The sequence below is a fragment of the Acinetobacter sp. 24-47-66 genome (assembly GCF_056779755.1).
This window is the reverse complement of sequence record NZ_JBWYIL010000001.1, coordinates 104167-118056: the sequence shown is the minus strand read 5'-3', so window position 1 is coordinate 118056 and position 13890 is coordinate 104167. Positions and strand designations below refer to the sequence as shown.

14 protein-coding genes are annotated in these 13890 nt (G+C 39.5%); 5 read left to right on the top strand and 9 right to left on the bottom strand.

The window, feature by feature from the left end; all coding sequences use genetic code 11:
- Positions 1–34: 34 nt before the first annotated feature.
- Complete coding sequence (locus tag AC1M84_RS00555) at positions 35–661, bottom strand: LysE family translocator (protein WP_481594176.1); 627 nt, start codon at positions 659–661, stop codon at positions 35–37.
- 168 nt (positions 662–829) lie between these two features.
- On the opposite strand from AC1M84_RS00555, the gene AC1M84_RS00550 reads away from it, so the two are divergent.
- Positions 830–1285 (top strand): GNAT family N-acetyltransferase, encoded by a 456-nt coding sequence (locus AC1M84_RS00550; RefSeq protein WP_481594175.1) that lies wholly within the window; start codon positions 830–832, stop codon positions 1283–1285.
- A 12-nt stretch (positions 1286–1297) separates the two neighbouring features.
- On the opposite strand, the gene epmA is transcribed toward AC1M84_RS00550, so the two are convergent.
- From epmA to AC1M84_RS00515, 7 genes are all read right to left on the bottom strand, one after another.
- Positions 1298–2278, bottom strand: coding sequence for an EF-P lysine aminoacylase EpmA (gene epmA, locus AC1M84_RS00545; protein WP_481594174.1), 981 nt, complete (start codon positions 2276–2278; stop codon positions 1298–1300).
- Positions 2275–3342 carry a 4-phosphoerythronate dehydrogenase gene (locus AC1M84_RS00540; RefSeq protein ID WP_481594173.1) on the bottom strand — a complete coding sequence of 356 codons (1068 nt, stop codon included), beginning with the start codon at positions 3340–3342 and terminating at the stop codon, positions 2275–2277. The genes epmA and AC1M84_RS00540 overlap by 4 nt, the downstream gene beginning before the upstream one ends.
- A gap of 110 nt (positions 3343–3452) precedes the next feature.
- Entirely contained in the window at positions 3453–4619 is a 1167-nt protein-coding gene (locus AC1M84_RS00535; protein WP_481591300.1) for a type III PLP-dependent enzyme, read from the bottom strand.
- Between the two features lie 119 nt (positions 4620–4738).
- Positions 4739–4972, bottom strand: a complete 234-nt coding sequence (locus tag AC1M84_RS00530) for a phosphopantetheine-binding protein (RefSeq protein ID WP_481593149.1) — start codon at positions 4970–4972, stop codon at positions 4739–4741.
- A 2-nt stretch (positions 4973–4974) separates the two neighbouring features.
- A complete protein-coding gene (locus tag AC1M84_RS00525) occupies positions 4975–5619 on the bottom strand; it encodes an isochorismatase family protein (RefSeq protein WP_481594172.1) in 645 nt (214 codons plus the stop codon).
- Positions 5620–5634: 15 nt separating this feature from the next.
- Entirely contained in the window at positions 5635–7299 is a 1665-nt protein-coding gene (locus AC1M84_RS00520; protein ID WP_481594171.1) for a (2,3-dihydroxybenzoyl)adenylate synthase, read from the bottom strand.
- A complete protein-coding gene (locus tag AC1M84_RS00515; protein WP_481594170.1) occupies positions 7296–8531 on the bottom strand; it encodes an isochorismate synthase in 1236 nt (411 codons plus the stop codon). Before AC1M84_RS00515 ends, AC1M84_RS00520 begins: the two co-directional genes overlap by 4 nt.
- Positions 8532–8691: 160 nt before the next feature.
- On the opposite strand from AC1M84_RS00515, the gene AC1M84_RS00510 reads away from it, so the two are divergent.
- Positions 8692–9462, top strand: a complete 771-nt coding sequence (locus AC1M84_RS00510; RefSeq protein WP_481594169.1) for an SDR family oxidoreductase — start codon at positions 8692–8694, stop codon at positions 9460–9462.
- A gap of 36 nt (positions 9463–9498) precedes the next feature.
- Here the strand turns inward: AC1M84_RS00510 and AC1M84_RS00505 are convergent, their stop codons facing one another.
- On the bottom strand, positions 9499–10821 hold the full coding sequence (locus AC1M84_RS00505) for a condensation domain-containing protein (RefSeq protein WP_481594168.1): 1323 nt from the start codon (positions 10819–10821) through the stop codon (positions 9499–9501).
- A gap of 232 nt (positions 10822–11053) precedes the next feature.
- Here AC1M84_RS00505 and AC1M84_RS00500 point away from each other — a divergent pair, with 232 nt between their 5' ends.
- Genes AC1M84_RS00500 through AC1M84_RS00490 form a run of 3 tightly spaced genes read left to right on the top strand, consistent with a single transcriptional unit; the run spans position 11054 to position 13890 of the window.
- Positions 11054–11863 carry a siderophore-interacting protein gene (locus AC1M84_RS00500; RefSeq protein ID WP_481594167.1) on the top strand — a complete coding sequence of 270 codons (810 nt, stop codon included), beginning with the start codon at positions 11054–11056 and terminating at the stop codon, positions 11861–11863.
- Between the two features lie 37 nt (positions 11864–11900).
- On the top strand, positions 11901–12851 hold the full coding sequence (locus AC1M84_RS00495) for an ABC transporter substrate-binding protein (RefSeq protein ID WP_092765986.1): 951 nt from the start codon (positions 11901–11903) through the stop codon (positions 12849–12851).
- A gap of 1 nt (position 12852) precedes the next feature.
- A complete protein-coding gene (locus AC1M84_RS00490) occupies positions 12853–13890 on the top strand; it encodes a FecCD family ABC transporter permease (protein WP_481594166.1) in 1038 nt (345 codons plus the stop codon).

Below are 13890 nucleotides of genomic sequence, written 5' to 3'. Positions count from 1 at the left end.
ATTTACCTCCTGAAGCTCAGGAGGTAATCGTATTTTAAAAGAATGATTGTTGAAAATATTTAAAAGAATCAATCATTGGTTTAATGATCGAAGCCACTAATAATAGCGCCATACTGTAATTGAAGATCTTTAGATGCTGTGGCGTACGCACCAAAGTTTGTAATTTTTCTCCGAGTATTCCCCAAGCTCCCGTGCATGGAATACAGACTAACCCAAACACAACACCCAAAATGATATACCAATAAAATTCACTGCCTGCAGCTAAATAAGTCGTCACCGCGCCCATTGCCATAATCCAAGCTTTTGGATTGACCCATTGAAATAATGCAGCTTGCAAAAAAGTAATGGGTTTCGCTTGAGTTTTATCTAATTCAACTGAGCCTGATTTAGCAATCTTAATCACTAAATAGATTAAATAAGCAATACCGATCAACTTTAGAATTTCGTAAACCAATTGATTTTGGCTCAGTAATGTACCAATTCCTAGACCAACCAAAATCACCATGACCCCAAAACCGATTGCTACACCTAAAATGTGTCCATAAGTCGCACGGAGTCCAAAGTTCACTCCTGAAGTTGCGACCATCAAATTGTTAGGTCCAGGTGTTATGGATGTCACAAATGAATATAGAACAAAGGATATAAATATAGAAAAAGACATATAGTCGCCTATGATTATTTTTTTTAAAACTTCACGTTGGAAAGATGAATTAAATCGAATATTAGAAGATAAAATATTAAATTTATCTAAACAAAATACATGAAAGATTAGATTATTTAAACATACTTCAATTCATACTTATAAATCATGTTTTTAAGAGCCACGACAATGCTGATTAGACCTGTAGATTCAAACCATGATGTTGCAGCGATCGCTGAATTGACTACCCAACTCGGCTATCCAACTCAAACAGAAGTTATGAAAGAACGTTTGATGAGGTTGCAAGCCCAGGAGCGTTATACAACCCTAGTATTTATCGATCATGGACAAGTTGTCGCATATATTGGTTTTGTTGAAGAAATATCATGTGAATGTGCTGATCCGTATTTTCGCATTCTAGTACTCATTGTAGATCAGGCGCATCGCGATAAAGGGATTGGTCAAAAACTGTTGGCTCACGTTGAACATATAGCCAGTCAACAAGGTATTCAAAAAATTGTGGTCAGTAGTGGTAATCGTGCTGGACGATTACCTGCACATCAGTTTTATTTAAATCACGGTTTTAAAGCGTATAGCACGACATTTGTCAAAATATTAGCTCCTCAAGATCGTCCATTATCCTGAGGATAAAAAATCTTATGAGCGATCAGCAGGAAATGTAATCACTTGCTCTAATTTCATTTTCTCTGTTGCCACCATCAGTAAACGATCGATTCCTAATGCGATACCTGAGCATTCTGGCATTTTAGGCAATGCGGCTAAGAGATTTTCATCTATTGGCATAACATCTAAGCCTAATTTTTCGCGTTCAGCATTATCAGCTTCAAAACGAGAACGCAATACATCTGCATCAATCAACTCATCATAAGCATTTGCTAACTCTAAGCCCTCAATGTAAAGCTCAAAACGTGCTGCAACCAATTCCCCATCTTCATCAACTCGAGTTTTTGCAAGAGATGCAAGTTCTGGTGGAAAATCCGTTAAAAATACAGGCGTATCAAAACCTAAGCTCGGTTCCACCATATGCGAAAATAACAGGTCGATATATCCTAGACGATCATCACCCAGATCTAGATTTAACCCAACACGATTACAACAATCCTTTAATTCCTCTAATGTGGATTTAAGTGGATTAAGATCTAAGCGATCTATAAATGCATGTTTATAACTTAAAATCGTAGGTCGCACTTCGCCAAAACGATGTGCCAAAGTGACATTGAGTAAATCTGTAACTTCAAACATCAAGTCTTTGAGACTAAAATCAGGTCTATACCACTCAAGCATGGTAAATTCACTGTTATGTTTACGGCCATGTTCATCATCACGAAAAACTTTACAGATTTGATAAATTGGCCCTACTCCTGCTGCTAACAGGCGTTTCATGGCAAATTCTGGTGAAGTTTGAAGATAGTGCTTTTTCAAATGACCATGCACATGACGGCTTGCCTCAACTGATGCCAAGTGGACATCGGTTACTCCAGCATGAGATAAAATTGGAGTTTCCACTTCCAAAACATCACGTTCTAAAAAAAATTGGCGAATCTGTTGATACATCTTCGCTCTGGCTTTCATGGCAGCAAAATCGCAAGTTGGTAAATAGCTCAGAGAGTCAGTCATGCTTGCGGCCCTCCATGAGCAGCCCATTCACGGCGTAATGGATAGGTTTTGCGTAATTGATCAAATGAGGCTTGATCTACTTTCCCATCTTTGAGGCATGCTCTTAAGTTCTGATCATCTCTAAAGATATCGTAGATATGGTTTAATTGAGTTTTCAGCGTGTGCTTGAGATCACTATTGTTAAAATATTGTTCACATGTAGGCAATTGGGTTTCGAACTGTTTTAAAGGTTGATGGCCGAAATGCTGACAGAAAGCATCATAAATCATCTGGGTACCACGCGCTTTACCCTCAAGACTATACCCCGCAATATGAGGTGTCACCAATTGCACAAGATCCAGTAACTCTTCCGTAATGACTGGTTCATGCTCAAAGACATCTAGTACAACTTTACGACCTGTTGCTCGAATATCTGCAATCAAAGCCTGTTCTTCAATGACTGGACCACGGGCAGAATTAATTAAAAATGTAGATGGTTTAAGCTTTTTTAAGGTCTCAGCATTAAACATATGTCGGGTTGCATGCATCCCTGAAGTGGTTAATGGCACATGGATAGAAATTGCATCTGCTTTCGAAAAAACTTCATCTAAAGTGACTTGCTGAATATCTGCTCTTTGTACAAAAGGATCAACCCCAATGACGTTCCATCCCAATAATTTCGCCATATGTGCGAGTCGTGAACCGACATTACCCAGTCCAATAATGGCTAAAGTGAAATCTTGTTCTGCATCTAGCAAATGAGGATTTAGAGCTAATAACGCCGTAATAACATATTCAGAAACAGCTTGGGCATTACATCCTGCAGCATTTGACCATTGAATATTTTGCTGTTCAATTGCTGGAATGTCCAAGTGATCTGTTCCGATCGTTGCACTACCAACAAAGCTTAATGCAGTATTTTGAATGAGCGCAGAATTCACTTTCGTCACAGAACGTACTAATAAGGCTTCAGCATCGACCACATCTTCATGCTTTAAGGTACGACCAGCTTTATTATCAATATCGCCAAATTCTGAAAAGAAATAATCTGTGAATGCGAGATTTTCATCTGCAACGATTTTCATGAGCCTACCCATCAAGATTTTAGCATTATGATAACGCTTCTGGGAGGGTTAGGCTATGTGGCTCGCAGCTTGAGCGACTGACTACCAACCACATAGCACCATTCCTTAAATCAATCTAAATAGAACGTTTTTAAAGGTGGATAACCATTAAATTCGACCGAAGCATAAGAGGTTGTATAAGCTCCAGTACTTAACCAATAGAGTCGATCTCCAATGCTCAAGTTTTTAGGTAACTGATAAGGCACTTTTTCATACATGATATCAGTAGAATCACAGGTCGGGCCTGCAAGCACAACACTTGAATGCTCAGGTGCTGAATGCATTTTAGGTGTGTATATAGGATATTTGATCATCTCACCTAAAGTTTCAATTAGTCCATTAAAGACGCCCACATCCGTGTAGACCCATCGTTTATCATCATGTGCTGATTTATTGGCGATAAGAACAATCTCTGAAACAATCACTCCAGCATTACCCACCAATGATCTGCCTGGCTCCAAAAATAATATCACCTGATCATCAAAGTGTTCATCGAGATAGCGTTGAATCTCATGCGCATAACTTTGGATACTGTCAACATCAGCTAAGTAATGTGCTGGGAAACCACCACCCAAATTGATTAATTGTAAGCTGATACCGTATTGGTCTTTCAAAGTATTAAATATTTGCTTCACTATCGTTAAAGCTGAACGCCATACAGTGACATCACGTTGCTGACTACCGACATGGAATGACACGCCAAAGGGTATTAAACCCAATTGTCTAGCTTTCACCATTAAATCAACCGCCATATCTGGATGGCATCCAAATTTACGTGACAGTGGCCAATCTGCTGTACCTCCCGACTCTACCATTGCCCTGACAAAGACTTTAGAGTTCGGTGCGAATTCGGCAATTTGTGCGAGATCTGCTTCCGCATCGGTGACAAATAAACGGATTCCTTTTTGGTAAGCATACTCAACGTCTGAAGCTTTTTTAATAGTATTACCGTATGAAATACGATCTGGATGAATTCCACATTCAAGCGCTTTGTCTAACTCATAAATTGATGCAACATCAAAACATGAGCCAAGTTGATCAAGTTTATGAATAATTTCACGACCTGGATTTGCTTTCACTGCGTAATAAATATGGGCTTTTGGAAAGCTATTCTGCAACTCAATAAATTGAGTTTGCACTTGATCTAAATCAACAACTAAAAAAGGGCTTTGCTTTGTTTCGGCAAAATTTTGGATTTTTTTCCATTGTTGATCAGAATAGTATTTTTCTAATTGCATGTAAGATCCACTCACGTTAGCGAATAATTTAACGAAAATGGCCTTTGGCTATAAGTACTTTGGCTAGGGCCGTTGATTGTGCATATGTTGATTTTCAAGGTATGCACATTAGTCTTACATTAATCTCTATCCAATCTAAGACGATCACTCCATTCATTCAACGTTGGCTCCTCCACCAGATCTTGAAATTCAATTTGAAAGCCTTTTTCACGTAGCAATCCAACCAGCGTCATAAGACTGACTGAATCAAGTCCTAACATAAATAAATTATCCTCCTGCTGAATTTCATCTACAGGTAAATTCAATTGATGAGCGACCATATTTTTTAACTCAATCATGCTTAATTCATTCATGATCATTGCCCCTGACCTAAGGCGTTAATCACAGTCTGAGTATCCATGACTTTTGCACAGCGCCCAGTCGCATACTTTAGTGCAAGATCATGTTCTTTTCGGCTAAAATCCGCCAAGGCATCACCCACCATAAATGCTTGAATATCCAACATAAATGCTTCGGCAGCTGTTAATAAGCAACCAATATGGGCATATACTCCACAAATCACTAATTGATCGCGATTGGCTTGTTTGATTTGCTGCTCAAAATCACTTTTTTTAAATGCGCTATAGCGCCATTTTGTCAGCACGGTGTCTTCATTTTTTGGTTGAAGTGGATCAATAATTTTGGTCAATGCTGGATCAGCTGACAAACCTTTACCCCAAAAATCCGTTAATAGTTGACGATGTTCTTGCGTCTGATCTCCAGGTTGTGCGGTGTAATAGACTGGAATTCCTAGTGCATGTGCCTGATCAATAAGGGCTTTACAATTTCGGATTAATGTGGGAATGGGCGCTTGGGTCTGATCGTAAAAATCTAAAAAATATTGCTGAACATCATGTACCAATAAAACCGACCGTGACGCATCTAAAGTCCAATCAACTTTGTTAACTGGAAAATCTTGAGCAGATGGCATGGGATAACTTGCAATACGTGGGATTGCCATATTTTATTTCCTTAGTTAAATCGTGTCTTCGGTGAGGCGTTTTCTGAGTTGTTTCTTGTCGATTTTGCCCAATGCCGTATAAGGCATTTCTTCAATAAATTCGATGCGATCTGGGATCTTATAGGTCGCCAGACCGTATACTTGAACAAATTGTCTAATTTGCAGTTTCAGCCTTGTTTCTGATGCATCTTGATCGTTAGGTCGCCATTGAATAAATGCACAACTTTTTTCTCCTAACTTTGGATCTGGTTGTGCAACCAAGGCAGACAAGATGATTTGTTGGTGTTGATTTAAAACCTGTTCGACTTCTTCCGTCGCGATTTTTTCACCGCCACGATTAATTTGTTCCTTACTTCGTCCTTCAACAATAATATTGCCTTCTGGCGTTAATCGTACTAAATCACCAGTGCGATAAAATCCATCTAAGGTAAAAGCACTTCGATTATGTTCTGAAGCCCGATAATAACCTCTAATGGTATAAGGGCCGCGAGTTAAAAGATGCCCCACCTCACCCAATGGCAGCTCGTGATCCTCCTCATCGACGATTTTTATTTCATCATCTGGACTTATACGGGAACCTTGGGTACCTATAATGACTTCTTTCGGATCATCGTAACGCGTGTAATTCACCAAGCCTTCTGCCATACCAAATACTTGTTGTAATCGGCATTGGTATTGATCAATCAACTTTTCAGCTAAAGCATCTGGCAACCTTGCTCCACCGACCTGTAAGGTCGTTAATTTTTTAAAAATATTTGTTGCGCCATTTTGAACAGCTTCAGCCCATGTTGCTGCTAATGCAGGTACAAGAGCAACATGCGTGATATAGTGCGATTCAATGAGTGGAAATGCAGTTTGGGGAGAAGGATCTTTCGCTAAAATAAGTGTTCCACCTGCATAAAATAGCCCCAATGAACCAGCCGAACTCATACTGAAATTATGTGCTATTGGAAGCACCATAAGCATACGGCTTTCTGTATCAAGTTCACAAATATCTGCACTGGCACGAACACTATACAAATAGTCATCATGTGTTCTTGGTATAAGTTTCGGTGTGCCAGTACTGCCCCCTGAAAGTTGAAAAAAAGCCACATGGCGAGCCGTTAATTTGGGCTTTGAAACCATATGATTTTTAAACGATGCAAGATTCGGCCAAGGATCAAAATCGCCTGCATCACCAACGACAATCACTTGCTGTAAAGTCGGACATCTGCGCTGGCACTCTTGCGCTAAGGATCTGTAATCAAAGCCTAGATGCTTATCTGCACAGATATACAATTTGGCATCTGTTTGCAGAATAAAATGACTTACTTCGGCATGACGGTGTGCTGGTAAACTCATCACTGGTCGCATCCCTATCCGCAAAGCTGCAAAATAAGCAATAAAAAACTCTGCTATATTTGGCATTTGAATCACAACAGCATCTGCCAGCCCATAGCCTTGTTTAGTCAAGAAGACTGCAAATTGTTCAATATTTTGATTCAGCTCTTGATAAGAATACTGGCGATCACCACAAATCAATGCCACCTGATTGGCAAATTTCTGGGCTGATTCTTGAAAAAACTCTGAAATGGTTTGACCTTTCCAATATCCCTTTTGAATGTACCGCTCTACGAATTCTTCTGGGTATGGCACGATGCCATCCCAGAGTAAAGACTCGTCATTTACATTCGCATTCATTTTATTCCCCCATGATTTAAGTGCTGAGAATCTAAACCCAATGCATTTAACATCGTTTTAAATTTCACGATGGTTTCTGACAGTTCACTGTTCGGCTGTGAAGCTTCAACAATTCCTGCACCCGCATAAAGACGAGCATAATGGTCAAAGATACGCCCACAACGTACATTCACTGCCCAAGCACCATTCCCTCGGGCATCACACCACCCCATGGTTCCTGCAAAAAGGTTACGGTTAAAAGGCTCTAGTTCCGAAATCAACTGGCGAGCCATAGGGGCTGGTTGTCCACAGACTGCTGGCGTTGGATGTAAAATTGAGACCACATCAAAGATATGTTGCTCTGGATCTTTCAACGTTCCCTGAATTTTGGTCGCCAAGTGCCAAACCGCCTCTGTTTTAATCAGTGAAGGTGATTTTGGGATATTGAGCGTTTTGCACAAGGGAGAGAGTTGATCTGCAATGGCTTCGATGACGACGGCGTGTTCATGCTGATCTTTTTGCGAAGCAAGCAATTTTTCAGCTTGTTGTTGATCCAGTGTTGGATCTGAATGACGTGCTAATGTTCCTGCAACTGGATGGCTAAACAAATATTCATTTTGCTTCGCAACGAGAAGTTCTGGACTTGCCCCCATAAACCAACCAGATTGTTTTGGGTTTTGGGCCAACGCAAATGTGTAGCCATCAGGATTAGAGGCCAACAACTGGTAAAATAAATCAATAATATTAATTTTGTGTTGGGTTTTAAGATCAATTGCCCGAGCCAACACTGCTTTTTCTAGCGGTGATGACTTCATCAATTCAACCAATTTAACGACACCAGCAATGTATTCCTCTTGTGTTGGGATGAGAGTCGCTTGTACTTGATCATCAAGAGAAGACTGAGCAGATTGATCAATGCGCTCATTTACAAATGTGTTTTTTGCTTCCGCAATCGAGATTTCTGGTAAATCTCGATGATCAAAAGGCAAGCTCCCGACCAAAATAAGATCTTTATTCGCTGTTAATTCGATTTTTTTTTGTAGTGTAGATTTTGCTTGTTCGAGCCACTGTGCTTGCTGCTGATTAAAATTTAAATGAGAAGCTCGATCAAATTCGATATGTTCAATTAACTTTTTACTTGAAATGGTCCCCGTTGGCGTTGCGAACACGAAGCCAGGTTGATCTTCCTCAATTAACTCTTCCTTTTTTATGCCTATCATATTTTGAAAAACTGACGGTTCTATTGGCAACATATTTGTTCTCACGATTATCTGTTCACACTGCGTGCATCAAACTTTCAACATTCACAAAAGGACAACCTCTAGGAGTTGAACGCAACCAATATAATAATTATTATTCCCAATTGAAAATGATTATCGTTTCAATTTGTTAATAAAATTAAAGGATACTTAAATGGGTTTATATATCGTGACGGGTGCAGCCAGAGGAATTGGTGCTGAAATTTGTCGTCAACTATTGCAGAAGGATCATCAAGTCATCGCAATTGATCGGATTGATGCCATCAATCAATGGGAACTTTTTAAATTAATTCCTGAAGCATCACTCAACCATCTAGACCACATCAGCTGTGACATTCGTAAGACCAATGAGATTATTCAGCACATTGAAAATTCTATACTTTTTAAAGGCACGATCACGGGGTTAGTGAATGCTGTGGGGGTCTTAGAAATGGGATCTTTATTAAATACATCTGTTGAACAATGGCATGAAAATTTGTCGATAAATTTCATTGGCCCTGCCGAACTTAGTCGTTGGGTCGCTCACCAAATGATTCCTCACAGAGAAGGTGCGATTGTGAGCATCAGTTCAAATGCAGCCCTCATTCCAAGAATGAATATGGGTCTGTATGCAACGACCAAAGCTACAGTGAGTCACTATTTTAAAAATCTCGCGTTGGAACTCGCGCCTCACAATATTCGCTGTAACTTAGTTTTACCTGGCTCAACCCTTACACAAATGCAAAAACAACTATGGACTGAGGATCGCCCTCCAGCAGGCATTGTCAACGGAAATCTAGAACAATTCCGAAATGGTATTCCATTACAAAAGATTGCTGAGGCTGAAGATATTGCCAATGCAGTGATATTCTTACTTTCAGATCAAGCACGCCAAATCACAATGCACGAATTGGTGGTTGATGGTGGAGCAACTTTAGGCGTGTAACAGCCCTATTGCCCATTCAAAGGATAAACTGCCAGACTATTCTGGCAGTGGTTTGTGAATTTGAAGTTGTTCAAAAACAAGTTCTGGTTGAGCTAACCAAGTTTTCATCATCTCCATAAAATCATACCAATAAGCTTTGAGACTCGGCACATCATAAAGTTCTTTATGTCCGTCAACAGCGAGATACAATCGTTCAATACCATCAACAAACTTATTGGTAATCGCGGTATCAAAGTCTTCAATTGGGCCAGCGGATATGGTTGTTTTTGTTAACTTACACCCTTCGAAATGTTCAGGTAAAGGATAAGGAATCCAATTCACAATAGGTCCAAATAAGATATTTTCATAGGGATCAAAATCTTCTAATACAAATCGCATTTGCTCAAAATAGCTTTGCTGATGCGGTCGAATTTCGGCAAACCTTCTCGTTAATAATAAAATGATTTCTTTTAAGTTTTCCTGTCCAGTAATGCCCAACCTTAATGGCAGGATATTCATGACTAAGCACGGAATACGTATAGATGAAGTTCCCAACCGAGACATAAAAGGTACCCCAAAGCATTGTTGAGGATCTTTAGACTGTTTCATTAAATAACTCATCATCACCGCCATAACGATAAGAGCACTGGGCAATTTTAATTCAGTTGCTAATGCATTTAATTGTAGCTGTGTAGGCCAATCAATTACCTCTTCATAACGTGGCCCTTGTGAAAATGGTTCTTTTAATTTTCGTTTAAGTCGTTTCTTAGGGGCTTTCTCATACGAAAAATTAGCCTTCCAAAAGTCCAAATCTTTTTTAGCTTTTTCAGAGTGAAGGTAGTGCTGTTCTTCTACAATAAACTTTTCATAATGATCGAACCCTTTAATTTTTAATTCAGTACCATTTTTGAGAGATTGATAATAATCAATAAATCGGCTAATCATCAGTCCGTAAGCGTAGCCATCTAATGCAACGTGATGCGCTTTAAAAAATAATCCATACTTTTGCTCACCTAAGTGTGCAAACACATAGTCATATAAATGACCCGATTCTAAATTAAATGCTGGTTCTACTTTTTTTTCAGCCCACGCTAAAATTTCCTCCTCATCAAGCTGAGATAAATCAACGAAGCTAGGTTTCCGTATCGTCACATCATCTACTCGATAGACGTGTTCGCCCTGAACTAAAGCTCGCCAATGAAGCGATTTAGCTTCCTTTAATGTGAGATAAACTGCTTTTTGAAAAAGCTCTCGATCTAATGGTCCCTCAATCACCAACCACTCCGCCGTATGAAAAGGATAACTGCCATGATAATGATGTCCTTTCCACATACTGTGTTGTGCACGAGTTAATAGACCATGGGATTCATTGATTTGCATAAGACAACCGTATATATTTAATTTTCATTATAAAATCAAAGCTTTACAAAATATCCTAACCTTCATATTTTGTGATTACACTTTGGCACAAAAAGATTATTAAATATAATGATTATCATTTGCAAATTTAATTTGTTTGATTTAGATTAATAACCATTCAAATCTGTCGACTGACGCACGTATTACTGTATCGACGATCTTCACTCCATTGATAAGTACAGAAGATTAAATAATGACGACACAATCTCCTCCTCTAGCTCGACATATTTCTGTCCATTCAACAGAACAAATTTCCACTCATTTACAGCGTATTAGGTTTAAAAGTGAAGATTTCACAGGTTATGCAAAATGTGATGGTGGTGCGCACATCAAATTGTTTTTTCCGAACCCTGATCAACAAGCACCTGACCTCCCGTTTCGAAATTCTTTAGGCAAAATTACGTGGCCAAATGGAAAGAAACCAATTACTCGGACATATACTGTTCGAGATTTCGATGAAGAACTGCAACTTTTAGTCATCGATTTTGTAAGACATGAAGATTTTGGTATAGCGGCTGATTGGGCGAAGCATGCGAGTCCAGGGGACTTATTAGGTCTAGCTGGTCCAGGAGGACCAGCACGTTTTAAAATCGATGCAGAATATTGGATTTTTGTTGGAGATCTTTCAGCAATCCCGATGATCGCTGCCTCTCTTGAACAATTACCAAAAGACGCCCATGGTGAAGTTTGGATCGAGATTGAAGATGATTCAGACCAAATACATCTGAATAAACCTGAACACATTAAGCTTCATTGGTGCAACAGCACTCATGAATTGAATAATAACATCCGTCATTCTTTGCAAAACTTAGACTGGAAAAATAAAGATATTTCAGTATCACTGGCGGGTGAAAATTCAACGGTGGTTGAACTTCGTAAAATACTGAGACAAAACTTCCAGTTACCCAAGAGCAATTTATATGCTGTGCCTTATTGGAAGCAAGGTCACAACGAAGAGGCTTATCATGAGGAACGCCATCAAGTGATGGATGCCATTGAATAAGTGAATAGAATTATTTTAATGAAATATGTAGAAAGATATGAAATATAAAATTGCAATTATGTTGAGTGCTGTCACTCTCTTCACAGCATGCTCTCAGTCGAATGAACCTTCTTCACGAGACAGTAAAGCGACGGTTGAATCTCAAATAAATACGACACGACAAATTGAAGATGCTTTAGGTCGTCAAGTTACGATTCCTGTTCAGCCACAACGTGTTGTGGTTTTAAGTGAGCTTGATTTGGATAGTGCTATTGCACTTGGAATAAAACCTATAGGCAGTAGTTATGTTCGAGGTCAAAGTAATTTTCCAGATTACCTCAAAAATGAAACACAACAGATCGCCTCCGTCGGTAACTTTGGACAACCGAGCATGGAACAAATTCTCACGTTACAACCTGACTTAATTATTGCTGGAAGCATGATTGATACACAAATGATTAATCAATTGCAGCAGATTGCACCCACTGCAGTCAGTTTTGCACGCGGAGAGCCATGGAAAGACAGTTTCAAAAAGGTAGCTCATTTATTAAACAAAGAACAACAAGCCCAAAAAGCTCTAGAAGCGTACGATCAATATGCGCAAGAAGCTCAACAGAAATTACATGTTCAACAAGGTCAATCAGTCAGTGTCATTCGTTGGACAGCCAATGGACCTGTTTATATGTTAAATGATTCATTTGCGAGCCAAATTTTAAAAGATATTGGCTTAACACGACCTCAACATCAGCAACAACCAGGTGCAAGCCATACGCCTCCAATCAGTCGAGAGCGTTTTGATCAAATTGATGCAGACTGGCTCATCATTGGCAGTCATCTAAACTCGGAAAAGCAACTGGCAGAACTAGAAAAATTACCAGAATTCCAACGTCTTAATGCTGCAAAAAACAAGCATTATTTCGTGGTTGATGCATCTATGTGGACTGGCATAGGTGGACCACATGCTGCTCGACATGCCATTGATGATGTATTGAAGCATCTCCATAATTAACATGCTGACGAATGCTACAACTGTACTTGACCGATTCCCGCTGATGGGAATCGTGCTTAGCTTGATTATTTTATGTTGCGCTGTTTTGTCGATCGCGTACGGCGCTGGTCAGCCCTACTTTACAGACAGTTTGCAACTTATTCTTCAGGCATTAAGTCAATGGTCCTTAGAACCAATCACTCCCCTATTGGAAATTAGAATTCCACGTACTATTGCGGCGGTGAGTGTCGGATTAGCTTTAGCGATCTCAGGCGTCATCCTTCAAAACTTGCTTAAAAACCCTTTGGCTGATAGTGGATTAATCGGAATTAATAGTGGTGCATCTCTTGCCATTGTTTTGGCCATCGTTCTTCAAATGGATACCTTAGGACTATTTTTTTGGGCGCTGATTGGAGCTTTAGTGAGTGCATTATTGGTCTTTGCAATCACCCCTCGTCAAATGACAGATCATAGCTCACTTACACGTTTAGTCTTAGCTGGACTGGCAATCACCAGTACATTCCAAGGTTTTATGGCTGCCATTCTTCTGAGTTTCCAAAATGGCTTAGACGACTATCGTTTTTGGGTTTTGGGTTCGCTCAATCGCGTTGATATTCAATATCTTAGTCTTGCACTGATTTTAATGGCGATCGGACTCATCATTGCTATATTGGTGATACGCCCTCTAGGTCTTAGCTTAGTTGGTGATCAACTGGCGAATAGCTTAGGCTTAAATACGAAACTACTTGATGCATTCTGCATTTTAGCTGTGGTTTTATTAACTGGAAGTGCCGTTGCATTAACAGGACCAATTGCCTTTTTAGGCTTGATTGCACCTTACTTTGCACGAGCTATTGGTGCTCATAGTATTCAGAAACAACTCATCTATAGCGGACTATTTGGCATGTTGTTGTTGCTGATCGCGGATATCATTGCACGTGCAGTCGTGCAACCTTTCGAAGCCCCTGTCAGTATTCTTTTAGCCTTATTAGGTGCGCCTATTTTAATATGGATGGTGCGTCAAAATAACCTACAAAATATTATTCAAGCGGAGAAATAA